This is a genomic window from Weissella koreensis KACC 15510, from assembly GCF_000219805.1.
GTDB lineage: Bacteria > Bacillota > Bacilli > Lactobacillales > Lactobacillaceae > Weissella > Weissella koreensis.
Map to the genome: position 1 here is coordinate 206923 of NC_015759.1, position 22158 is coordinate 229080.

Annotated in this window: 29 protein-coding genes and 3 tRNA genes; 16 read left to right on the plus strand and 16 right to left on the minus strand. The window is 31.1% G+C overall.

Translation table 11 applies throughout. The annotated features are described in order from the left end of the window. Window positions 1-124: 124 nt before the first annotated feature. From WKK_RS00985 to WKK_RS00995, 3 genes are all read right to left on the minus strand, one after another. Window positions 125-379: a hypothetical protein gene (locus WKK_RS00985; RefSeq protein WP_006845590.1), complete on the minus strand. Its 255-nt coding sequence runs from the start codon at window positions 377-379 to the stop codon at window positions 125-127. A gap of 296 nt (window positions 380-675) precedes the next feature. After that, the gene (locus WKK_RS00990; RefSeq protein ID WP_006845592.1) at window positions 676-1065 is read right to left on the minus strand and encodes a tautomerase family protein; all 390 of its coding nucleotides are present in this window, start codon (window positions 1063-1065) and stop codon (window positions 676-678) included. Between the two features lie 138 nt (window positions 1066-1203). Beyond that, window positions 1204-1671 carry a GNAT family N-acetyltransferase gene (locus WKK_RS00995; protein WP_006845593.1) on the minus strand — a complete coding sequence of 156 codons (468 nt, stop codon included), beginning with the start codon at window positions 1669-1671 and terminating at the stop codon, window positions 1204-1206. A gap of 324 nt (window positions 1672-1995) precedes the next feature. Here WKK_RS00995 and arsC point away from each other — a divergent pair, with 324 nt between their 5' ends. Next, window positions 1996-2406, plus strand: a complete 411-nt coding sequence (gene arsC, locus WKK_RS01000) for an arsenate reductase (thioredoxin) (RefSeq protein ID WP_081461275.1) — start codon at window positions 1996-1998, stop codon at window positions 2404-2406. A 145-nt stretch (window positions 2407-2551) separates the two neighbouring features. Here arsC and WKK_RS01005 read toward each other — a convergent pair whose 3' ends face one another. Next, on the minus strand, window positions 2552-3280 hold the full coding sequence (locus WKK_RS01005; RefSeq protein ID WP_013989163.1) for a class I SAM-dependent methyltransferase: 729 nt from the start codon (window positions 3278-3280) through the stop codon (window positions 2552-2554). A gap of 352 nt (window positions 3281-3632) precedes the next feature. Between WKK_RS01005 and WKK_RS01010 the strand changes: the two genes are divergently transcribed. From WKK_RS01010 to WKK_RS07190, 6 genes are all read left to right on the plus strand, one after another. Beyond that, entirely contained in the window at window positions 3633-4013 is a 381-nt protein-coding gene (locus WKK_RS01010; protein ID WP_006845599.1) for a PH domain-containing protein, read from the plus strand. Between the two features lie 494 nt (window positions 4014-4507). Continuing rightward, window positions 4508-4756 (plus strand): SemiSWEET family transporter, encoded by a 249-nt coding sequence (locus WKK_RS01015; protein ID WP_038241142.1) that lies wholly within the window; start codon window positions 4508-4510, stop codon window positions 4754-4756. Between the two features lie 48 nt (window positions 4757-4804). Further along, window positions 4805-4878 (plus strand) — tRNA-Ile (locus tag WKK_RS01020). Between the two features lie 42 nt (window positions 4879-4920). Further along, window positions 4921-5286 carry a TIGR02328 family protein gene (locus WKK_RS01025; RefSeq protein WP_013989165.1) on the plus strand — a complete coding sequence of 122 codons (366 nt, stop codon included), beginning with the start codon at window positions 4921-4923 and terminating at the stop codon, window positions 5284-5286. A 29-nt stretch (window positions 5287-5315) separates the two neighbouring features. After that, window positions 5316-5813 (plus strand): GNAT family N-acetyltransferase, encoded by a 498-nt coding sequence (locus WKK_RS01030; RefSeq protein ID WP_006845601.1) that lies wholly within the window; start codon window positions 5316-5318, stop codon window positions 5811-5813. Between the two features lie 272 nt (window positions 5814-6085). After that, window positions 6086-6226 (plus strand): hypothetical protein, encoded by a 141-nt coding sequence (locus WKK_RS07190; RefSeq protein WP_006845602.1) that lies wholly within the window; start codon window positions 6086-6088, stop codon window positions 6224-6226. Between the two features lie 359 nt (window positions 6227-6585). Here the strand turns inward: WKK_RS07190 and WKK_RS01035 are convergent, their stop codons facing one another. The 7 genes from WKK_RS01035 to WKK_RS01065 all read right to left on the minus strand — a co-directional run bounded on the left by WKK_RS01035 (window position 6586) and on the right by WKK_RS01065 (window position 10524). Continuing rightward, window positions 6586-6855 (minus strand): hypothetical protein, encoded by a 270-nt coding sequence (locus WKK_RS01035; RefSeq protein ID WP_006845603.1) that lies wholly within the window; start codon window positions 6853-6855, stop codon window positions 6586-6588. A 106-nt stretch (window positions 6856-6961) separates the two neighbouring features. Beyond that, the gene (locus WKK_RS01040) at window positions 6962-7777 is read right to left on the minus strand and encodes an FtsK/SpoIIIE domain-containing protein (RefSeq protein WP_013989166.1); all 816 of its coding nucleotides are present in this window, start codon (window positions 7775-7777) and stop codon (window positions 6962-6964) included. A gap of 338 nt (window positions 7778-8115) precedes the next feature. Next, window positions 8116-8337 (minus strand): hypothetical protein, encoded by a 222-nt coding sequence (locus WKK_RS01045; RefSeq protein ID WP_013989167.1) that lies wholly within the window; start codon window positions 8335-8337, stop codon window positions 8116-8118. 446 nt (window positions 8338-8783) lie between these two features. Beyond that, window positions 8784-9146, minus strand: coding sequence for a phage portal protein (locus tag WKK_RS07295; RefSeq protein ID WP_423219057.1), 363 nt, complete (start codon window positions 9144-9146; stop codon window positions 8784-8786). 143 nt (window positions 9147-9289) lie between these two features. Continuing rightward, complete coding sequence (locus tag WKK_RS01055; protein WP_041942383.1) at window positions 9290-9691, minus strand: type II toxin-antitoxin system HicB family antitoxin; 402 nt, start codon at window positions 9689-9691, stop codon at window positions 9290-9292. An 83-nt stretch (window positions 9692-9774) separates the two neighbouring features. Beyond that, window positions 9775-9900, minus strand: a complete 126-nt coding sequence (locus WKK_RS07130) for a type II toxin-antitoxin system HicA family toxin (protein ID WP_013989171.1) — start codon at window positions 9898-9900, stop codon at window positions 9775-9777. Between the two features lie 204 nt (window positions 9901-10104). Then, window positions 10105-10524 (minus strand): hypothetical protein, encoded by a 420-nt coding sequence (locus WKK_RS01065; protein WP_013989172.1) that lies wholly within the window; start codon window positions 10522-10524, stop codon window positions 10105-10107. Between the two features lie 655 nt (window positions 10525-11179). On the opposite strand from WKK_RS01065, the gene WKK_RS01070 reads away from it, so the two are divergent. The 8 genes from WKK_RS01070 (at window position 11180) to WKK_RS01100 (ending at window position 15709) form a co-directional block, all read left to right on the plus strand. Further along, a complete protein-coding gene (locus tag WKK_RS01070) occupies window positions 11180-11518 on the plus strand; it encodes a helix-turn-helix domain-containing protein (RefSeq protein WP_006845609.1) in 339 nt (112 codons plus the stop codon). A gap of 111 nt (window positions 11519-11629) precedes the next feature. Next, entirely contained in the window at window positions 11630-11971 is a 342-nt protein-coding gene (locus tag WKK_RS01075) for an ImmA/IrrE family metallo-endopeptidase (RefSeq protein WP_006845611.1), read from the plus strand. 24 nt (window positions 11972-11995) lie between these two features. Beyond that, window positions 11996-12214 (plus strand): hypothetical protein, encoded by a 219-nt coding sequence (locus tag WKK_RS07050; RefSeq protein WP_242821446.1) that lies wholly within the window; start codon window positions 11996-11998, stop codon window positions 12212-12214. Between the two features lie 125 nt (window positions 12215-12339). Next, window positions 12340-12795 carry an Ltp family lipoprotein gene (locus WKK_RS01080; protein ID WP_423219061.1) on the plus strand — a complete coding sequence of 152 codons (456 nt, stop codon included), beginning with the start codon at window positions 12340-12342 and terminating at the stop codon, window positions 12793-12795. Window positions 12796-12869: 74 nt separating this feature from the next. After that, window positions 12870-13208, plus strand: coding sequence for a hypothetical protein (locus WKK_RS01085; RefSeq protein WP_013989176.1), 339 nt, complete (start codon window positions 12870-12872; stop codon window positions 13206-13208). Between the two features lie 256 nt (window positions 13209-13464). Further along, window positions 13465-13538 (plus strand) — tRNA-Ile (locus tag WKK_RS01090). A gap of 47 nt (window positions 13539-13585) precedes the next feature. After that, window positions 13586-14521, plus strand: a complete 936-nt coding sequence (locus WKK_RS01095) for a hypothetical protein (protein WP_013989177.1) — start codon at window positions 13586-13588, stop codon at window positions 14519-14521. 282 nt (window positions 14522-14803) lie between these two features. Continuing rightward, window positions 14804-15709 (plus strand): site-specific integrase, encoded by a 906-nt coding sequence (locus WKK_RS01100; protein ID WP_013989179.1) that lies wholly within the window; start codon window positions 14804-14806, stop codon window positions 15707-15709. Between the two features lie 134 nt (window positions 15710-15843). Here WKK_RS01100 and WKK_RS01105 read toward each other — a convergent pair. Continuing rightward, window positions 15844-15932: transfer RNA gene (locus tag WKK_RS01105), tRNA-Ser, on the minus strand. A gap of 113 nt (window positions 15933-16045) precedes the next feature. Further along, window positions 16046-17044 carry a catabolite control protein A gene (ccpA, locus tag WKK_RS01110; protein ID WP_006845618.1) on the minus strand — a complete coding sequence of 333 codons (999 nt, stop codon included), beginning with the start codon at window positions 17042-17044 and terminating at the stop codon, window positions 16046-16048. A gap of 214 nt (window positions 17045-17258) precedes the next feature. Here ccpA and WKK_RS01115 point away from each other — a divergent pair, with 214 nt between their 5' ends. Continuing rightward, window positions 17259-18359: a M24 family metallopeptidase gene (locus tag WKK_RS01115; RefSeq protein WP_013989180.1), complete on the plus strand. Its 1101-nt coding sequence runs from the start codon at window positions 17259-17261 to the stop codon at window positions 18357-18359. Window positions 18360-18492: 133 nt separating this feature from the next. Here the strand turns inward: WKK_RS01115 and nrdF are convergent, their stop codons facing one another. From nrdF to nrdH, 3 genes are all read right to left on the minus strand, one after another. Next, the gene (gene nrdF, locus WKK_RS01120; RefSeq protein WP_006845621.1) at window positions 18493-19455 is read right to left on the minus strand and encodes a class 1b ribonucleoside-diphosphate reductase subunit beta; all 963 of its coding nucleotides are present in this window, start codon (window positions 19453-19455) and stop codon (window positions 18493-18495) included. Window positions 19456-19481: 26 nt separating this feature from the next. Next, complete coding sequence (nrdE, locus tag WKK_RS01125) at window positions 19482-21653, minus strand: class 1b ribonucleoside-diphosphate reductase subunit alpha (protein WP_013989181.1); 2172 nt, start codon at window positions 21651-21653, stop codon at window positions 19482-19484. A gap of 114 nt (window positions 21654-21767) precedes the next feature. After that, complete coding sequence (nrdH, locus tag WKK_RS01130) at window positions 21768-22001, minus strand: glutaredoxin-like protein NrdH (protein ID WP_006845623.1); 234 nt, start codon at window positions 21999-22001, stop codon at window positions 21768-21770. Between the last annotated feature and the right edge of the window lie 157 nt (window positions 22002-22158).

A 22158-nucleotide genomic window follows, 5' to 3' on the forward strand; every position in this document is an offset into this window, starting at 1 on the left:
GAGTTAAAAGAAATAATATTCGTCCGACGTCTGGGCAAGCATAACACGTTTATTCATTTATACCTATTTTATTTAAAATTTAAACATTATTAGCCGCTGTAGGATTAACTCTTTAGAATAAATATTAACCTTTTAGTCCCTTTGCTTGGCGTTCCATATTTTCTATCACTACATCAAATACAGTCCCAATAGTAATTAGATAATCTATAACACGTCCTGGATTATCAGTATGATAATGTACCTTCATTAGTTCATCATCCCCACCAACGATTAAACTATTACCTGGAAATTTAGTTTCTATTTGTTCAGTTAAATCATCTTCATTTAAAGTTGATCCTTCAATCAGTGCTTGAGTATCAAAAATATATTCATCATTCATTTTGTAGGCCTCCGTAAATTTTAAGATAATTATACTGCTTTAATATTCTTAATACCATTTATATATACAAAAAAAGCAACGACCTAAGTCATTACTTTTATGTAGAACAATAATTCCACGCAACGTCAAATTATACTTTTAGATATGTGTCTCTTGAGGGGTAACACAAATCCATTCGACGTTATTATAAGCATAACACTTTTGTTCTATGAAACTTAAACATATCATATTGAACCAGTATGTTAAAATCGATTACTCAATTTTTAAATTCACATGGGTCTGAATGAATTATTTAATTATAATTTATCGTTTAAAAATTGTGCTTCTCCATTTCCAAAGCTCCAGTCATCATCATTATTAGGAATAAGGCTAAACATAATGTCCTCTTCACGTATACCTAATTCATTATGTAGTCTTTCAACCACCTTGCTATAAAATTGTTGTTTAGCCTTCGTCGAACGTGGTCGTGTTACTAGATTGAATAAAACAAAATCATCAGTACGTTCCATCCCCAAACCTGTATCCAAAATTTGCATCTCAAACTTTTCATGTTGCGTCAAAATTTGGTATCGGTCTGCTACTGGTGTTTTAAAAGTTTCCACTTGAACCTCATAAGCAATTTGAAGTAATGTTTTTAAATATTTTTCATCATGACCTTTGATCACGTCAATCCTCATTAATGGCATATTATTATCTCCCGTTTATGGATCATTATATTCCTTGCAAGTCATACATTCAAATTAACCATTAACAATATATTTAATTGAACAATAAGCCAATAAATTTAGTCTGACCTGATTTAAGTCATCCCATAAAAACATGTTCTATAATTTTTTATACATTTTATAGTTATATAATTCTACATGGTCCCTTATAACCGATTGCTTAAGCAAAATTTTAAATCCTTGATTTTGGAACATACTTTTTGCAATGGCACTAGCATGTACCGTCATTTCTTTTAGCTCTAATTCATAAGCATGGATTTCAAGTTCTTTTAAAATTTTTGTAGCTATTTTTTGATGTTGGTATTCAGGAAGTACATACATTAAATCGATGTATCCATCATTTTTGATATTCGAAAAACCAACTATTTTATCATCTTTAATCGCAACTAATGTATATGTTTTTTGTAACTCATATTGCCATATAAGCATTAATTCGTCTCTTTTATCTATATTTCCCCATGCTTTCAATTGCTCCACAGAGTAAGATGTATCTATGGAAAGAATTGCCGTAAAAAATATATCTATTATAGACTTGAGATCATTATCGGAGTATTGTCGTATAATCATTAAATTAATTCCTTTTTATTAAAAATTATTTGCTAAACTAAGTCGGAAAGCTCATAACGCCTTTAATTAAATGTTTTAAATATCTGTATTATACTCAAATACAGTAAGCAAGGATAGCTAGTTGAAAATGTTAAAAAGACCTTTAAAGACAATTATTGGATATGAATTATTTTGATCACATATTTACATAGATTAAAAAAATTATTATTATGGATGAAATTAATTTATATTTATATCTTACTATTAAGTTATTGATAAATTGTTATATTTAAGCTAAAGTATAGTATCATTAACTTAATAATATAAATAAGTAAGGATTAAAATATGCAAATATATTTCTTGTGTACTGGTAACTCATGCAGAAGCCAAATGGCTGAAGGATTCGCTAAGCAATATGCCCCTTCAGATTGGATTATTAAAAGTGCTGGTGTCGAACAACATGGTTTAAATAATATTGCTGTTAAGGTAATGGCTGAACGTGGCATTGATATTTCCGCCAACACATCTGATTTAATTAATAATGATTATTTACAATCAAGCGATTATGTCATTACATTATGCGGAGATGCAAAAGATAAGTGTCCTATGACGCCAGCCAGCGTTAAAAAAGAACATTGGCCATTAAATGACCCCGCACAAGCTACTGGGTCAAATGATCAAATATTAAATGTTTTTCGAACTACCCGTGATGACATTGATAATTTAGTATATGACTTAATAAATAAAATAAAATAGCTAACATCACTTCTAAAACGTCGTCTTGGACGTTTATTTTTTTACAATAATTTATTGCAATTTCCTTTTGCTTGAAGAACATTTAAAAAGATAATCCTCCATAAAAAACGTCCGATAATAATTATCGGACGTTTCAATTTATAAATTATAATTTTCTTGCTGATAAAATCATCATCATTGGACGACGGAACTCATCCTTCATACCAGGAATATCCAGCATTGAATCTGGTGGTGTTGGCTCAACTAGATGTTGAATTGTAAATCCATTTTTAATCAAAGTTTCAATATACGTTTCCAACGTACGGTGATACTTGATAACTGGTGTCTCCCAAAAGTTTGTTTCCCTAACTGACTCATCAAAATAACGATCAACTGGAAAATTTTTAATTGACCCATCTTCATTTAACGTCCATTGTTCCGTTCCTTCAGACGTAAATATTGGATGTTCCACTGAAAAAATAAATTCTCCATTTGGATTCAATAATGTTTGAACATTAGCGACGACTTTTTCAAAATCTTCTACATAATGTAAAGCTAAAGAACTAAATACTAAATCGAATTTAGCATTCATAGAATTCAAATTATTAATATCAATTTTCTTAAACTCTACATTATTAAATTTATTTTTTTGCTTTGCAATAGCCAACATTTTATCTGAACTATCTATTCCTAAAACGCTATTAGCTCCATTTTCCGCAGCATAAAAACTATGCCAACCATAACCACTGCCCAAATCTAACATAGTTTTATTTTTTAAATTAGGTAATATTTTTTTTAGCTGCTCCCATTCACCAGCGCCATTTAATCCATATTTACTTCTATTCATTTTTGAATATTCATCAAAAAACTTTTCATTATCATATATATTGCTCATAATCCCACCTCTAATGAAAAATTATAGCAAAAAAATCTTTATTCCTGTTTATTTTTATTCTAATTTTGTTATCTATACCGATTAAAATAAAATCTAAAATCAATCGTTTCAATCAATGTATCCGTAAATTTCAAATAGATCGTATTATATTTCAACCACTATCCCTTGGATTTTTTAATCATCATACATACAAACATATCTTTGATATACTTTTATTTATGAATATTGAAAATGACTTATCATTTATTTATCAAGGTAAAGTTTTCGGAATTAATATATTTATTGCTCGCTTTTAAAGCAGGTAGAAACACGTGCTAAGTAACCACGTTAAAAGACAAAAGGAGAATGAAACATGGACTTAATCAATGGTTTGATGGGTAATGCTTCGGAAGTATCGATTAAAAGTGTTCGATCAGAAATAGCACCATTACTAATTCCAAATGAGGGAATTGAACATGCATTCAAGTTAGTTAGGGATATGCTTATATTTACTAACAAACGATTAATTGTTGTTAATAAGCAAGGAATTACTGCTTCAAAAGTTGAATATAAATCAATTATCTACCGCTCTATTTCAAAATTTTCTACTGAAACTTCTGGACATTTTGACTTGGATGGAGAAGTTAAAATTTGGATTTCAGGTCAAGCTGAGCCATCTGAAATTTTAACTTTCAAAAAAGGCGGAGATTTGAAAGATGTTCAAAGATTACTTGCAGTAAATGTTTTGTTATAAAAAATCAATGAATATTAATTGACCTGTAAGTCATTAAACTGCCACGGACTCTTAGCTCAGTTAGTTAGTTCGAATGGTTCAATAATCGTTCGATCGTTGGTTCGAGTCCGACAGGGTCCTTTCATCTAAGCTCTTAGTTAAAATAGTGATATCAAACTCATTATTTTCAGTTAATAATTAATAATAATGACTTAAAATATCATTGATGCTGCTCATTTTTATGTACCAATTTTGTGACCGATCAAAAATGATTATATTGATCCCTTCAACAAAGGTTTTACAACATTGAGTGATAAAGATTTGGTATTCTAAATAAAGATATATTTGATCATGAAAAGAAAAAAATGTAAAATAATGCATAACTAATACAATCAACTCTTTTCAATATTAATTGTATTGGTTATAAAGTTTCCTAAGCATTTCTCGAAACTGCTTAAATAATAAAAAGTAGAGGTTTCAATATATTGAATAATAACCAGAATAAAACACTACATATGATCGCTGTAATTGCTTCTATCATGTCTGTGCTTATGTATGTTTCTTACATTCCTCAAATCATGTCTAACTTGAGTGGTGAGCAAGGTAATCCTATCCAACCATTAGTTGCTACTATTAACTGTGTTTTTTGGACAATTCATGGTATCTTTGGTGAAGATGGTCATACTCGCGATGCGTCTATTATTTTCGCAAATGTCCCTGGAATCATTTTTGGACTATTAGCATTTATCACTGCTATAATTTAATAAAATAATTAAAATTAAAACTTGACCTACAAGTCGTTAAACTGTTTTGGACCTTTAGCTCAGTTGGTTAGAGCACACGGCTCATAACCGTTCGGTCGTCGGTTCGAGTCCGACAGGGTCCATAAATAAAGATATTTATCTATAAATAATTGAGGATTATGAACATGAGACTCTGGCATGAAAATTTAATCTCTAAATTACCAAGGCAGCAGCTTTTAGGCCAACATAGGGAATGCTGCGCTTTAAGAGGTGGAGGATGGGGAAAGAAGCACTCTACCGTTGATTATGTGTTTAATTACTCTCCTTATAAATTATTTCAGTACCATCAAAAGGTTATGTCCGAGATGGCAAGACGTGGTTACAAACCTAATGAATTATGGCTAGATCAAAATTATAGAGGATCGAAACTTTCACGTCACACAAATTTACAAAAAACATCTCTTGATTCACCAATCTATCCTGAGCATAATGATAATTACTATTTAGATTGTATTTTGAATTTAGAATCAAAAGGTATATATATAAAATAACAAACACCCTAAAATATAAGGATAAATATATGAAAATAAGACCGTTAGAAAAGAAAGACTTGAGTTATATTTATACGCAAGAAAATTCACGTAAGATTATGGCACTTTGGTTTGAAGAACCATATACGTCTTTTGATGAACTACAAACTCTCTATGATAAGCATGTACTCGATCAAACTGAGAGACGTTTTGTTGTAGAAGAAGATTCTCAATTTATAGGCGTAGTTGAATTGATGGAAATTGACTCGCTCCATCGTAATACTGAAATTCAAATTATTATTCATTCAAAATACCAAGGTCATGGCTATGCACAAATGGCAATGAGTGCTGGTATTGATTATGCATTTAATGTTTTAAACATGCATAAAGTTTATTTATATGTTGATGCAGATAATTCCACAGCTATTCACATATACAAAAAATTAGGTTTCGTTGAAGAAGGTAAATTAAGAAAACACTTCTTTGCAGAAGGTGATTATCATGATAGTTTGATCATGGGAATTTTTAAAGAAGAAATTTCAAATTAGCTTCTATCAATGGATTCGCCACAAAAGCTACTACTCTTTGGCCTCAAATAATTTATTAGATTTAAATAAAGTCAGCTACCTCAAGCCGGATACTAATATTTTTTATATAGTCTTCGACCTGTAAGTCGTTAAACTACTACGTACCTTTATCTGATATCTGACGGTTAAAACACGTGAATAATGAATATTCAAATCGCCAATCATAGTCTGACATATTCATTGTACTATTAAATTAATATTAAAGTGTACTAAATATTATATAGGAGTTTTATATGCACAAAAAGAAAATAAATAACATTAACGAAGCCTATGGTAATGAAATATTTGATAGCCCAGAGCTTAATTTTTCAGATGAATTTAAAGAGATCATTTTAGATGATTTAAATAATTTTGAAGGACTTAACAAAGCATAAAAATTAGATTAAATAGATGTTTTTCAAGATAAATATAAAAAGTAGCTGCTAAACCCAATTTGAGACTTAAAAGTTAATAGCTAGCTAAACATCAACCATATTTTTTTATAAAAAAGCATAAAATAAACTCCTTATTTAAAAGATAAGGGGTTTATTTTTTCTAATAGTTCCTTACGTCTTATACTTGATCTAATATAGGTACAGGATGAATATTTCTTCAAGTTGTTCACTTGCATATTAATTGTTAACTTGCCTGATAATTTTCTGTTTTGGAAAACATATTCTTAATTATTCTCTCCCTACTTATATTTTAACAAACAAAAAAAGAGCCATAACATTAAAAGCTCTATCAACAAACATTATTTATTTTTTCGAACATAAGTATCACCGATTTTAAAAATATTTCCATCTTCTAAGTGGTCCCTAGCAAAACAATAATAATCAAATTCTTCTTCATTATTTTCCAATACCAATTCTGATAAACCACCAATATTATCAACTAACTCTTTACCCAAATCATTTAAATTATGAGATGCAAAAACATCGAATTTTTTAACTTCATCTAAAATTGTATTAGATAAATCTAGTAAATCGTTATCAATTAAAAATTTAACCTTATCCCCATCCATAATCTAATACCCTCACTTCCACTTTTATTATGGATTATAGCCTGCTTATTATTTTTTGATGTATCAAATGTAACTGAATTTTTAATGATTTCATTTTTTTACTTCCTTAGATTCCAATATATTTGATGAATTCATGCAAATTATTATTTTTTGGAATTTCCGGTGAGTAGAATGTATGCATCGACCCATCATGCTTCTTTACAGCACCCCAACCTTTTAATTCAGAATACAAAGCAGGAACAGTTCCATTATCATCTAACATACCCATGAAAATATTTAAATTTATCTGGCTACGTATTATTGAGGGTAATACACTTAATAAACTGTCCTGTATAGAAATAATTACATAAATTCCTAAAGCACGACCTCTAATCAAAATTTCAAAAAAATCTGATAACGCTAATTTATAAGCTTGACGTTCATCAGAATTATCAGAATATTTTTGGCCATCTAAAATCCACAGACTAATTTCATCAAATACAATAAATTGAGGCTTCACATCATCTTCAGTATAAGAATTTAATTTGTCTTCAATATTCATTTTCATATTTATTTTAGATCGACGAATCATTCCTTCATAAATATTATGAATTTGCTTACTAATTTCATAATTATCATTAAATATTTTATCTTTTAAACTGTCTATATCATTAAAATTAGATATATATGAATAAGTCGGATCAAATATATTCACAAATTTAGTCTTAGTTAATATTTGTACTAACATAGATAAAATCAAGCATGTCTTACCACTGCCACTTTTACCTTGAATCAATAAGTTTGGCGAATTAATATAATCCCAATCAATATCTTTATCGATTTTAATTTTTTCATTTTCGATTTTTAAATTAAAAATACTGTATCTATTTTCTATCATATTAATAAGTTCATTAATTGATCCTTTATTTTTTAAATTAAACATAAGTGTCTATCTATTCAACCTCTCTTAAACTCCCCATATGCCCCATAAATTATTAATGTCGATTCAAATGATTTAGAATTGAATTGCTTGTTAAAAAATGCACGTACAATATATCAAAAGAATTCGTTAAAAACTACACAATATCCATAATAACTAAATATCAAAAAATATACGTAACAATTGATACATCCATCATTTGAAGTTAAATTCAATTAATAATATAAAAGCACTAACAATTAAATTATAAAAAACATCCTCGCTAGTACCTAATTCTGATATTTAATTTTCTTAAACCATTTCCTGCTTTAATTCTAAGACGTACCCAATGGTATCAAAAGCTATTTTGAACTTTCCCTATCTTTTTCCAATTTTCTATTCTTATAAAATTTGCGTACAGTCCACGCATTTACCAACACAATTGGCCAGAAATATGAACCCTCTAATTTAAAACCACCATTGCTCATCTCAATCAAAATAGGTTCATTATTAAAGTAAACAGCTATCAACGCCATTATGGTTAAAATAATTGAAATTATGAACCAAAATAATACTTTTTTCATGTGCTATTCCTCCTTACACCAAGGTTAATTCAACAGAGAATCAATTACAAATATATAACTAACAATGAGCATAAATTAATAATTACTTCTGTTTCGTTTATGATTAACTTTAAATAAGCAAAACAAAACAAAAAACACATAGCCCCTACTTCGCAAAAAGTTAGGATATGTGTAAAACTGAAAATAACTATTACTAGCTCTTTCCGGTATTAATTATAACAGAACTAAATATGATCTAAAACTGTTTCGCTTTTAGACAAAGGAATTACAGAATAACATAAGATAAGTATTCAAAGATTCAAAAGTGTAAATAATTTTGTTCCAATTGGCTATACAGTTTAAACTTGATAACACATCATTATTTAATAAATATCTGAAATACCTTATTTCAGACAATAAACGTGACATGATGTATCTATTTTACTTTTACATCAATAAAATCAAAACTACAGACAAATCTTTTTCCAGTTCGGTATCGTGAGATATAATGTCCATCTCATCAAAAGAATCTTGAATTCTTTCCTGGTGATGCTGTATGGATAAATGGGTTTCCTGTAACAAATCCCAACAGCCATGTCAGTAACATACTTAGAGTGATTTATTACTACCTTATTATCTTTACTATTATTACTTAACTTACGAGTCAACACATCGTGTTTGCCGTTATAATAACGATCTAACTTATCGAATCGTTTCTTGCTATGAGCTTGTTTTCGCAATATAAAGTCTAATAATTCAAGACTAGGATTATTAACGTCCCCTGCCAATTCTCTATCAATTGGAAATCCCAAAATGTTACTCCTAACCAAAAAGGCCAGACGGTTTGTCTGACACTTTTACTGTTCTATTCTTATAAAGAACCATGAATACAAAGTAACGTATTGCGTCCATACTATGATCATGTTCTTTAACTGGCTTATCTTCACCACGTTTTCTGCGGTTACGTCCCAAATTATTCGTTAAAAAATAATTCTTCAAGGGCTTCAGTTGTCACCTTAGAAACATTAATATTTTGCTTCTTAGCAATGTTATTTAAATATTCTGGAATAGATATATTACGTCTAACTGTCTTTGAACGACCTTTTCTATACTCTTTCATATCATACGCAACAATAATAACTTTGGTATTTTCTTCTGATTCCCATTCTTCTAAATCAATATCAAATAAGTTACTTGGTTCTGGATAGTCGGTTTTTTCTTCCAACATTAATCCGACTGCATCTTGAGCCATTCTTACAGCATCTTGATAATCCGATCCAAAGGTAGAAGCTCCTACGTCCGGAATGCGTACATTTACAGCTCCATCTTCCTCGGAAAAAACAGTGGGATAAAATAATAACGTATTTTTTGTCATAATTATATACAGCAAAACAAACAAGGTTATTTCAACCCCGCTTGCTTTAAGATGCTACTTTCAGTTCCTTTTGGTATTTCTCTTCAGCTGGTGTGATATGGTACAACAGCAATCTTTCCAGTAGCCTTATTTTCAAATTTTTTATGACTTACCTCTTTGAAACCATTATCTTCCAGCTTTTTAATCATCTTACGAACTGACAACGGCACCTTGCTAACTCCTTTCCATAATTTATAATTATAGCATACACAACTATACACACAGATTCGATCTTTTTTTAAATATATTCCCAAACTAAATAGCCGATATTTCCATTTACCCTGGATAAATACCGACTATACATTTATAAAGTTAACAATTAAACTATTATTGTTTATAGAATTCATCAATATTATTAAAAATAAGAATATTGTTTACAATGTTCGTATTAAAAAATATACTAAAATTCCAATCCATAGTCCACTAATCAAATATTCCATATTAATTCCAATATGATATATTTCATAAGTCGGATATTTTATACCACTAATTTGAATCGCTATAGTAACAACCAGAACTATTAAAGAGCTGGTTATTGCCATCATCATCACATCATTTAATTCCCTTCTGCTTTTTTTGTCATTTAGAATACGCTTCATAATGTTTGTACTTGTTATAGATATTAATACTCCAAACATGCCAACATAGAATCCAAAAACGATAGATACAAAAGTTACTATAGAATTCATTTCATCTTTAATTCCACTCATAGAAAAGATATTAAATTTAAAATTATAAATAAATATTCCAATAAATATAGATATAACTATTGGCATTACTTTAAATTTATTCATAGTATCACCTCTTTTCTCTAATCCCTTATATCCTCTTTTATTGTATTAGGTGTAAAAACGGTTTGCATCTTTATTCTTATCATATGTAGGCTTTACGTAAATCATCTATAAACTTCCATCTTCGCTTACCACTCATAAAATAATATTCTTGAAAGTAAAGTCCATCTGTATTTTTATATGCGTATTTCATCGCCCTAACATCTTTTCTAATCTGCAAAATTTAAAATATTCTTCATTTCTTCAATGTATTTCTTTTCATATTTTGTAAATTCTGAATCGTTTTGCATTTTTTGAATTAATGAACTCAAATAAAAACCTTTTAATGTTGTTCCCTTGCTGTTATAAATTTATCCAGCCAACCACTCATATGATCCATCTCCTTTTCTGTTTAATTTGTTAATTGAATTAATAAATTCATTTACGAAAAGTACAATATATTGTACTATAAATACATACGAAATAAACCTATATATAACGCGCTTGCACTTTTTATAGTATGACAGCTAAAGCTTTCTTGTTATATTTCTAGGTTTTATTTGTTATTCAAAATAATTAATTGTCTTAACAAACGTTATAGTACAACCTTTTGTGATTATTATAAAGGGTTAATTTCAATCAATTGTACTTTTATTAGAAATACCGGAGTGAATTAAAAATGTCTCTTTTAGATATAACTAAAAAAACAGCTAAAGAACGTGGCTTATCCCTTACAGATGTAGCAACAAAAGCAGGAATTGCACAAAAATCAATTTATCAATGGAAGACGGTTACACCGAAAGTTGATACTTTGAAAGCTGTTGCAGATGTATTAGGAGTAACTACCGATTATCTTTTAGGGACCACAGATGAAAAAAATCCCCATCGAGCTGATGAGGATGGCATGGAAGAATTTTACAGAATAGATCTCTCTCGTGTCCCAAAGTCAGAAAGAGACACGATTAAAAAAGCGTTAGATAAATATACACGTTTCCTCTTAGATGATATGTGGAAATAATATATATGCTAGATACTCAATTTAAATCATTATTCAATAAATCAGCATCCTTAGCATTAAAAGTGGCAATTTTTACTGATACAAAAGTTGACTTAATAACATGGGAAAACTATGTCCAACTTAAACTTAGAAATAAAAATAGGTGAAGAGTATTTCCCATATGAAATTAAAGACTTTTTATCTGGTAAGACTGTCTATAAAAATGGTCAACCAAGAATTGGAATAAACCCATACCTGCCTATAACTCGTCAGCCTTTCACTCTATCTCACGAATTGAGCCACTATATTTTACATATAAATAATAATTTATTTCAATCTCAAAACTTTAATAGTTTGATTAACGATGAATTTAATGGACGAAATTTAGAAGAACAAGAAGCTGATACGTTAGTAAGCTATATAATGGTTAATCCGTATGCTTTTATGCGTGCATTCGCTCTCAAAAACAATTAGGATGACATAACAGAATATTTTGAAATGTCCTCCACTGCTCTTTATCATCGAGTAATGTATTATCATGTTTCTCAAAAAGAGTGCGATTTTTATGAATCACAACGCATTATTAAAAACTATGAAAATGGTAATTATGATGAGTTGTCTTCTATGCTATATATGGATATAAATAATTTAATCGATTATGCTGGTAGTTCTGAATTCGATTTGATTTCTGAATCTACATTTGAAATTATAAGTTAATATCATGTGCTAAGCATCCACAATAAAAGGCTCAAGGAGTAGGTATTATGAGTAAGAAGATCACTGACGAGAACGGAAACACATACGTTCAAAAGAAGCCTTTTTATAAGCGCGTCTAGTTCTGGATATTAGCAATCATTGTTGTAGCAATTATTGCTTCAAGTATGGGTGGAGATTCAGATGATAATAGTTCAAATGGATCATCACAAGCTGCTGATTCAAGTATTAGTAATGATTCTGAATCTAGTTCAGAATCAGAAAGTGACTCATCAGTTCCAACTGAATATAAATCAGCATTAAACAAAGCTAAGTCGTATTCATCTATGATGAACATGTCTAAGGCAGGTATTTACGACCAATTAACCGCTGATGCTGGTGAACAATTTAGTGCTGTAGCTGCACAATATGCAATTGATAATTTAGATGCTGATTATAATAAAAATGCTCTGAAGAAAGCAAAGTCATACCAAGATGATATGTCAATGTCTCCAGATGCAATCCAAGAACAATTAACTTCTGACGCTGGAGAAAAATTCACTCCAGAAGAAGCAGCTTATGCTATTCAACATTTGAACGATTAATCCACTTCCCGCCTCTGGCGGGATACATATACGTGTTTAAAATTCACGATAAACTTTTTAAGGAGTAGTTAGTTATGAATGAAGAAAATAGTAAAGTAACGCCGCAAGAAGTTAAAGGATGGAGTTGGGGAGCCTTTATGTTTAGTTGGATCTGGGGATTTGGAAACAAGTCTTATCTAACATTTTTTACATTAATTCCTATCTTTGGTTTCATTTGGCGTTTCGTTTGCGGATTCAAAGGAAACGATTGGGCTTGGAAAAAAGGTAATTATTCATCTGTTGATGAATTTAAAAAAGTTCAGTCTACTTGGAATCGTGCTGGATTGTTCTTATTTATTTTCGCCATAGCTTTATCCGTTATTATTAACATAGCCATCCGCTTTATTTTGATTCCCGATCTTTTAAACATGTAATACTAGTAACCTCATCCCGTCTCTGCGGGATACATAAATATTTACATTGAAAGGCATAACAAGGATTTAATATGACACACTTTTCAAACACTATAGCTCCACCCTATATAATGTTAATTACAGCTTTACTAACATTTTTATGCGTAATAATTTTCATTATATTGCTTAATTTTTATGAAAAACATTTAAAAAAATAATAAATAAAAATTTCTACCAAAGTAAGGAATTATTGACCTGCAAGTCATTAAACTGCCACGGACCTTTAGCTCAGTTGGTTAGAGCAAACGGCTCATAACCGTTCGGTCGTCGGTTCGAGTCCGACAGGGTCCATACGTGCTTAATATCCACGGTAAACTGTTTATTTTAAGGAGCAGGAAATGGATTTAGATAAAATATTATCTATATTTAAGAAGAAAAGTTTTTTGATAACATTGCTTTGTGTATTGTTAAGCATTGTCATGCTAATTGTGAGTGATAAAGCTAGTAAACAAAATACAGAACATAAACATGATCAAAAAACTTATTTATATATATCTGATAAATTGCTCTCTTATGATGATCTTTCATATCATAATACTGATAAAAATGGATTATTTAAATTCAAACCGAAAACCCATAAAAATACTCATTTGACAATTTATAATGGTGAAGTTAAAAATAAAGAAATTATCTTTGAATCTAAAAAATATGATAATTCTGAAATAACTTTAGATCTATCTAAAACAGAAGATTTTGAACAAAGCGGTGGCTTTCACATCATCGTAGTTGCAAAGCAAAAAGGACTTCCTAAAAATAAGAAATCATTTGATTTATCAAATAAATCTCCACTATATGAATCTTACGTTAGTTCACTAAATAGCGTTGAAGATGAAAAAGCAAGAAAAGAATATAGTGAGAGTGTTGAAAATGCAAAAACATCTAGTTCGAGTTCCGAACAAAGTTCCACAGAAATATCTACTTCGTCAGACTCTTCTACTGATATGAATAGCACAATTAAAGATTTAGTTGGTACTAGTTCTGATTTTAAGAAGGTAAAGGTCAATGGTAGTTACGTTGCTGATCCATATAATGCAGTAATAACCGTAACTTCTGATAAAGATGTTCGTGTAGTCATGGCGGCCATTCTTGGAAATATGCAAAAAAATGCTGGTGATAAGTTAAATAATTTTGATTCTATTTCAATCAGCATAAAAGATTCTAATGGAAATTATGCACTTAAAACTGATTACAATGTATCTACTATTATGAATAATTCAAAAGTGTACGAACCATTTAAGGTCAAGTCATTGGCTAATAGCTGGTCTGAAAATTAACACAACAAATAAAAAAACGCATATCCCCCACTCCGCTAAAAGTAAGGATATGCGTAAAAAAAGAAACTAAATAATTAGCTCTTCCTGGTATTTATTATACCAGACCTAAGCATGTCTTTAAACTGCTTACTCATTATTCGATTTTTTAGGCTGGGGGCCTTAAAGGAGAAATAAAATGAGTATTAAAAAACAATCTGACGGAACTTATAATGTTAGAGTTACTTTCTCGGATAATTTAGGTAAGCGCCGTGAGAAAAATAAAAAAGTATCAATTCCCTAACTTTGGCCAAGAAATGGGAACGTGATATCTTAAATAAAGTTGATGATGGTGAATTTGATAAGTTCAATTCAAACATGACACTAAATGACGCTTTTAAATCTTGGTTAGATATTTATTCTAAAAAAGTTTTGCCATCAACTTATCGTAAAGCTGAAAATTTTATCCATTTAAACAAGGTCATGAGTACATTGGTTTCACTTGAAGTAATTCAGAAGAACCCATTTGATAAAGTTACTTTTCCAAAAGCAAAGCCTGCTCCAGTATTCATGGACCGAGTTGATTATTATAAAAAGGATCAGCTAAAATCATTTTTAGATACAGCTGAAATTTTATATGCTGATAAAAAGTACCATGTGTATGCTCTCTTCCGTCTCTTAGCGTTTTCTGGAATGCGTAAAGGTGAAGCTTTAGCTTTGGAATGGAAAGACATTAATTTTGACGGATGTACCATTGCTATTAATAAAGCCTTATCAGTAGACAAGAATGGCAATACGATTTTGAGTACGCCTAAGACAAAAGCTGGTAATCGTATTGTCAAAATTGATAAAATTACCATTAACATATTAAAACATTATCAAGCTATTCAAGCCACATCTATTCTTAAAAGTGGTCTAAAGGCTAAAGGATTTGTCTTTACGAATAATGACCTACAATCTTATATGAAAATTCAAAAGCCACGTAAATGGTGTGAAACAATTACTAAGAAAGCAGATTTACCTCGTATTAAAATTCATGGATTTAGACATACCTATGCTGCTCTTTCAGCTCAAGCTGGAATGAATATCAAGCAACTTCAATATCAATTGGGGCATGATGATGTTCAAACAACCTTGGCAAATTATACTGCTGTAACTGAAGAAATGAAGGAAACTACTGCTGATATCTTTACCAGTTTAGTTAATTTCTAAAAAGTACCCACTCAGGTACCCTTTTATTCGAACTTCGGCGAACATTTGGGGACTTCAACGAACACATGTATAAAAAACAAACCCCGTCATATCAACGATTATCGCGATACAACGGGATTTGTTTTTTTATATTAAGGAGACAACGGGATTTGAACCCGTGCGCCGGCTCTACACCGGTTCGGCGGATTTCGAGTCCGCTGCATTACCACTCTGCCATATCTCCAACAAATACTATAGTTAATTATAACCATAATATTTAAGCGAATCAACTAAAAAAACCACATCAAATTAAATTTGACATGGATTACAAATGTGATTTAAGTAAAAAAAGAACCCTTAATTCTTTGTTGATTCACGTTTAGCATAGCCGTGTGCCAACAAGACTTCAGACGTTTCTAATTCTTCATTATTCATTAATTTTGTTAACATCCGCATCGAAACAGCCCCAATATCATAAATTGGTTGGATAACTGAACTCAATTGTGGTCGAGTCATAAGAGTAATATGTGAATTATTCACAGTAACTACTTCAAAATTATCAGGAATCTTAACATTATTATCAGTCATATAGTTAAGTACTCCAGCAGCCATTTCATCATCTACTACTACAGATGCTGTAGCACCAGAATCACGAATTTCATCACCTAATTGGTAACCACTCTCATACTCATATTCACCAGCAAAAATCAAATCTTCATCATATTCAATTCCAGCATCTTCCAATGCATTTTGATAACCCTTTAATTTAAAATCACTATTAATTGTTTGATTAAGTGGTCCTGAAATGAAACTAATTTTTTTATGTCCGCTTGCAATTAATTTTTCTGTAATTTCTTGCACAGCAGAAATATAATCAATGTTGACTGACGGCTTTTGATTTTTTAAATCTACCGATCCTGATAAGACAACTGGCACATTAGACTTATCCAATTCTTCTCGTAAACGATCATCAATGATATTTCCCATGTATAAAATACCATCAACTTGTTTACTTAATAATGATTCCACTACTTCAGATGCATTCTTTTCTTCCGAATTAGCTAAAATAATTTGATAGTTGTACATTCGTGCAACGTCATCAATTCCACGTGATAATTCTGAAAAATAGATATTTGTTACATCAGGAATCACGATTCCAACAGTTGTACTTTTCCGTGATGCCAATCCACGCGCAACTGCATTAGGTCGATAATTTAAATTAGCAATAACTGCTTCAACTTTATCTTTAGTTTCGCTACGCACATTTGTATTTCCGTTGACAACCCGTGAAACGGTAGCCATTGATACTCCTGCTTCGCGTGCAACATCATAAATTGTAACCGCTTGTTTTTCCATATTAAGTACCTCCTTTTGATAAATTAATTGATATAAAGGCTATTATATCAATTTATGAAAATAAATACAACCGTTTTCATTCCTAATTTACCAGGGGCTAAGCAACATTTTCACAATGTCTTTATTAAAAAAACTACTAAATTATGTAAATCAAATGAAAATTTTATCATAAAAGTGTAAAATATACATTAATATATTGATAAGGAGTAATATTATGTCTTCAAAAATTAATCAAGTTCAACAATGGCTAAACACCAACCAATTAGATGTTGCATATTTTTCGGATTTCCATTCTATCTCATACTTAACTGGTTTCGAGTCGGACCCTATTGAGCGCATTTTAGCATTAGTTGTTTTTGCTCAAGATGATCCAATTATCTTCGCTCCGGCGCTAGAAGTTGAGGCGGTTAAATCAACAGGTTGGCAATTCCCAGTTTATGGATACCAAGACCATGAAAATGGTTGGCAAATCCTTGCTAATCACATTAAAGAAAATACCAATCACTTAACTCATTGGGCGATTGAAAGTGAACAATTAACATTAGCTCGCGCCAAATTGATTAAATCTGCATTGCCCGAAATTAAATTTGAAGGTGATCTGACAGAAATAATTCAAAATATGCGCTTGCATAAGTCAGACGATGAAATTAAGAAAATGCATTTAGCTGGTGATGATGCCGACTTGGCATTCGAAGCAGGCTTTGCTGCTCTTCAAACTGGAACGACTGAATTATCAGTCGCAGCCAGTCTAGAATTTGAGACTAAGAAACGTGGAATTCCTGGAATGTCATTTGAGACATTAGTCCAATTTGGTGCCCATGCTGCCGAACCTCATGGTGCCACGGGGTTAACTGAATTAAAGAAGGGTGATATGGCGCTCTTTGACCTAGGTACAATTCATGATGGTTATGTCTCTGATGCAACTCGAACAGTCGCTTTTGGTAATGTTTCGGACCATCAACGCGATGTTTATCAAGTCGTCTTAGAAGCTCAACTTGCTGCTCAATCACAAGTTAAGCCCGGTATGACTGCCAGTGAATTAGATGGTATTGCTCGTGATGTCATTACCAAAGCAGGTTATGGAGAATACTTTGTCCATCGTCTAGGCCATGGACTTGGTTCTTCTGTCCATGAATTCCCACAAATCATGGGTGGAAATGATTTAGTACTTGAACCTGGAATGGCCTTCTCAATTGAACCTGGAATTTATATTCCTGGTGACATGGGAGTTCGGATTGAAGATTCAATCGTATTAACAGAATCAGGTGCTGATTCATTTACTCATCTATCAAAAGATCTTAGAATTATTGATTAATTTAAAATATAATAATATCTCTTGTAAACTCTGAAAATTGAGCTTAATTTTCAGGAATTTATGCTGTTTAATATGTTAACTCCAAATTAAAAGACTAGTTAGAACCAATCTCTAACTAGTCTTTTTTTACTTATTAATTTAACCCATAATTGTAATCACTATCATCCATAACTTCAACTTGACCAAGTCTATAACCGTTTCCAACCTGTGAGAAGAAGTCATGATTAGATGTAGTCGTTGAAATCCCATTCATAACAATGGGATTAACATCATCAGCACTATCTGGGAAAATAGGATCTTGCCCCAAATTCATCAAAGCCTTGTTGGCGTTATAACGAATGAAAGTTAAGACTGATTCTGACCATCCCATTGGGTCATATAATTCATGTGTAAATTGCTCTTCATTATTATATAAATCTAGTAAGAATTCATACATCCAATTCTTAAATTCAGCTTGCTCACCTTCACCCAACTCATTAAAGCCAAGTTGGAATTTATATCCAATGTATGTTCCATGCACAGATTCATCACGTAAAATTAATTTAATAATTTCAGCAACATTGTTCAACTTATTATGTCCTAAATAGTAAAGCGGGGTGTAAAATCCTGAATAAAATAAGAATGTCTCCAAAAAGACAGATGCTACCTTCTTTTGAAGGGCTGTTCCATTTTGATAGACAGCATTAATTTTATTTGCCTTATATTGTAAATATTCATTTTGATTAGTCCATGAAAAAATCTCATCAATTTCTTCTGAACTATTTAATGTTTCAAAAATTGATGAATATGACTTAGCATGCACTGATTCCATAAACTCGATATTATTTAAAACCGCTTCTTCATGTTGTGTTCGAATATTTTCCTTTAATGAAGTCATCCCATCTTGAGATTGTAGCGTGTCTAATAGGGTTAAACCACCAAACACATGCCCTACCAAATAATGTTCCTCTTCAGTCATTTTTCGCCAATCATCCAAGTCATTTGACAAAGGAATTCTGGTATCGAGCCAAAACTGTTCAGTTAATTTCTCCCATGTTGCCTTATCAATCTGATCCTCAATAACATTCCAATTGATTGCTTGATAATTCTCCGCCATAACTAATAATTCTCCCTATCATTTACTTAAATTGAACATGATTCACACTCATTGACACCCAATTCACCGTCATCATCAGTATAAGTTCGAATATAATAAACTGATTTAATATTCTTATGATAAGCATACATTCTTAAGATATTCAAATCACGAGTGGTCATCTTATTGGTACGCCCATTTTTCCACTCATAAAGTCCTTCTGGTAAAGTAGAACGCATAAACAAAGTCAAAGCCATCCCCTGATCAATATGTTGTTGAGCAGTCGAATAAACATCAATTACTTTTCTCATATCAAGATCATACGCTGATTCATAATATGGAAGTGTATCATTTTGTAAATAGGGCGCTGGATAATAAATTTTACCAATCTTTTTCTCTTGTCGTTCCTCAATTTTATTAATAATCGGATGTAGCGAAGCCGTTGAATCATTTACATATGAAATTGATCCAGTCGGTGCAATGGCTAACCGGTAAGCATTATAAAGTCCAAATTCTTGTATTTGCTCTTTTAAATACTGCCAATCAGATTGATTTGGAATATGGTGTTGTTTGAATAATTCCTGAACCTTTTCTGTCTTAGGTTGGTAATTATTTTGTAGATACTTATCAAAATATTTTCCATTAGCATATTCAGATTCTTCAAATCCATCAAAAGTAATTTTACGTTCTTTAGCAATCTTATTTGAGGCCAATAATGAGTAATAGTTTAACATCATGAAATACATGTTGGTAAAGTCCAAAGATTCTTCATCACCATAATACATCTTGTTTTTAGCAAAATACGCTGCTAAGCCCATAGCACCAAGGCCGACAGCATGTAGGGCTTGATTCCCCTTTTGAACTGATGGTACAACGTCTAATTTTGAATTATCTGAGACGAATGAAAGGGCCCGAATCATAGTTTCAACTGATGAAGAAAAATCATCAGTCTCCATCATATTAACAATATTAGTTGATCCCAAATTACATGAGATATCAGTTCCCATTTCTTCATACTCTTGTTTATTATTAATAATGCTTGGCGTTTGAACCTGCAAAATTTCTGAACAAAGATTGGAAGAAACTACCTTACCTGCAATTGGATTAGCGCGATTCACTACATCCAAATTAATAATATATGGATAACCCGACTCTTGCTGTAACTTTGAAATTTCATTTTCTAAATCGCGGGCCTTAATCATAGTTTTCTTAATACGCGGATTAGCAACCAAATTATCATACTCAGCAGTTATGTCGATATAGTTGAAAGGTTTCCCATACTCTCTTTCCACGTCATAAGGTGAAAACAGATGCATCATAGCGTCTTTTTTGATTAATTCATAAAACTTATCTGGAACAGTAAGCCCCAAAGAAAGGGTCTTAACCCGTATTTTCTCATCAGCATTTTCTTTTTTAGTCGATAAAAATTGAATAATATCTGGATGGAAAACTGATAGATATACTACCCCTGCTCCTTGACGTTGACCCATTTGATTGGAATAACTAAATGAATCTTCTAATAACTTCATCACTGGTACAACCCCAGATGCGGCATTAGCAATTCCTTTAATCGTTGAACCTGCTTCTCGTAAATTAGACAAATTAATTCCAACACCACCACCCATTTTAGACAACTGTAATGCTGAATTAATAACGCGTCCAATTGAATTCATATCATCAGTCGTCTGCAAGACGAAACATGAAACTAATTCTCCTCGACGTGCCTTTCCAGCATTCAAGAATGATGGAGTAGCCGGTTGGTAACGTTGATGAATCATTTCATTAGCTAAATTCATGGCTAATATCTCATCCCCATTAGCATAAAACAAAGAGTTCATGGCCACACGATCAATATAATTTTCAACATAGAAACGTTGGTCGTTTGTTTTTAATGCATATTGTGCATAAAATTTGTATGCTGCCATAAATGATTTAAATTTAAATTGTTCTGACTTGAGGAAAGCATATAGTTGTTCAATAAAAGCAAAGTCATATTGATTCAACATATCTTTATCAATAAACTCGTTCTCTAGTAAATAATCAAATTTAGCTTTTAAAGAATCAAATTTAAGTGTATTTGGAATAACATTTTCTTTTAAAAATGCTTCTAATGCTTCACGATCTTTGTCAATTTGAATCATCCCATTTTTTGGAATATTTAATTCATTATTCAAATCAAAATAAGTTACTTCATCTTGATTCAACGTGTCTAATGCCATTTCATATACTCCCTTATTATCAGATCAAATAAAAAAGACCAATGGTTAAAATAACTTTGGCCCTCTTTATAAACCAACCACTCAATTAATATTTTGTATTAATTGCATCTTAATTTAGATTGCCATACGTAATTTCTTTAATAAATCTGGTCGGAATCCCTTAATGGGCTCTTGTTGATCTGCAAAAACAACTGGGACAGCTTGATAACCTGCACTTTTCAAAAAGTTCATTGCTTCAGCATCATCCTCAACATTTTTTTCAGTAAATTCAATCCCGTACTGTATTAATGTTTTCTTAGTCATCATACATTGCACACAATTATTCTTTGTATAAACTGTGACTGACATGGTTAAAATCCTCCAATTTATTTCTTTTATTTGCACCTTTTTCGGAATGCTTTATGTGCTTTAGTATACCTACGAAAATAACATAAAGCAATATTGAAATTAAATCATTTTCGTGTTAAGGATAAAATAAACCGCTTTAATTAGCTATTTAAAGCCA

Excerpts from the sequence above, each read along its gene's own strand:
- WKK_RS01005 (WP_013989163.1), bottom strand. The coding sequence starts at position 3,280 with ATGAGCAATATATATGATAATGAAAAGTTTTTTGATGAATATTCAAAA.
- WKK_RS00995 (WP_006845593.1), bottom strand. The coding sequence starts at position 1,671 with ATGATTATACGACAATACTCCGATAATGATCTCAAGTCTATAATAGAT.
- WKK_RS01055 (WP_041942383.1), bottom strand. The coding sequence starts at position 9,691 with ATGACAAAAAATACGTTATTATTTTATCCCACTGTTTTTTCCGAGGAA.
- ccpA (WP_006845618.1), bottom strand. The coding sequence starts at position 17,044 with ATGGAAAAACAAGCGGTTACAATTTATGATGTTGCACGCGAAGCAGGA.
- WKK_RS01015 (WP_038241142.1), top strand. The coding sequence starts at position 4,508 with ATGATCGCTGTAATTGCTTCTATCATGTCTGTGCTTATGTATGTTTCT.
- WKK_RS01070 (WP_006845609.1), top strand. The coding sequence starts at position 11,180 with ATGTCTCTTTTAGATATAACTAAAAAAACAGCTAAAGAACGTGGCTTA.
- WKK_RS01030 (WP_006845601.1), top strand. The coding sequence starts at position 5,316 with ATGAAAATAAGACCGTTAGAAAAGAAAGACTTGAGTTATATTTATACG.
- nrdF (WP_006845621.1), bottom strand. The coding sequence starts at position 19,455 with ATGGCGGAGAATTATCAAGCAATCAATTGGAATGTTATTGAGGATCAG.
- WKK_RS01045 (WP_013989167.1), bottom strand. The coding sequence starts at position 8,337 with ATGAAAAAAGTATTATTTTGGTTCATAATTTCAATTATTTTAACCATA.
- WKK_RS01035 (WP_006845603.1), bottom strand. The coding sequence starts at position 6,855 with ATGGATGGGGATAAGGTTAAATTTTTAATTGATAACGATTTACTAGAT.
- WKK_RS07050 (WP_242821446.1), top strand. The coding sequence starts at position 11,996 with ATGTCCTCCACTGCTCTTTATCATCGAGTAATGTATTATCATGTTTCT.
- arsC (WP_081461275.1), top strand. The coding sequence starts at position 1,996 with ATGCAAATATATTTCTTGTGTACTGGTAACTCATGCAGAAGCCAAATG.
- WKK_RS01095 (WP_013989177.1), top strand. The coding sequence starts at position 13,586 with ATGGATTTAGATAAAATATTATCTATATTTAAGAAGAAAAGTTTTTTG.
- WKK_RS01040 (WP_013989166.1), bottom strand. The coding sequence starts at position 7,777 with ATGTTTAATTTAAAAAATAAAGGATCAATTAATGAACTTATTAATATG.
- WKK_RS01115 (WP_013989180.1), top strand. The coding sequence starts at position 17,259 with ATGTCTTCAAAAATTAATCAAGTTCAACAATGGCTAAACACCAACCAA.
- WKK_RS00990 (WP_006845592.1), bottom strand. The coding sequence starts at position 1,065 with ATGCCATTAATGAGGATTGACGTGATCAAAGGTCATGATGAAAAATAT.
- nrdH (WP_006845623.1), bottom strand. The coding sequence starts at position 22,001 with ATGTCAGTCACAGTTTATACAAAGAATAATTGTGTGCAATGTATGATG.
- nrdE (WP_013989181.1), bottom strand. The coding sequence starts at position 21,653 with ATGGCATTAGACACGTTGAATCAAGATGAAGTAACTTATTTTGATTTG.
- WKK_RS01085 (WP_013989176.1), top strand. The coding sequence starts at position 12,870 with ATGAATGAAGAAAATAGTAAAGTAACGCCGCAAGAAGTTAAAGGATGG.
- WKK_RS00985 (WP_006845590.1), bottom strand. The coding sequence starts at position 379 with ATGAATGATGAATATATTTTTGATACTCAAGCACTGATTGAAGGATCA.
- WKK_RS01025 (WP_013989165.1), top strand. The coding sequence starts at position 4,921 with ATGAGACTCTGGCATGAAAATTTAATCTCTAAATTACCAAGGCAGCAG.
- WKK_RS01010 (WP_006845599.1), top strand. The coding sequence starts at position 3,633 with ATGGACTTAATCAATGGTTTGATGGGTAATGCTTCGGAAGTATCGATT.
- WKK_RS07190 (WP_006845602.1), top strand. The coding sequence starts at position 6,086 with ATGCACAAAAAGAAAATAAATAACATTAACGAAGCCTATGGTAATGAA.
- WKK_RS01075 (WP_006845611.1), top strand. The coding sequence starts at position 11,630 with ATGTCCAACTTAAACTTAGAAATAAAAATAGGTGAAGAGTATTTCCCA.
- WKK_RS01065 (WP_013989172.1), bottom strand. The coding sequence starts at position 10,524 with ATGAATAAATTTAAAGTAATGCCAATAGTTATATCTATATTTATTGGA.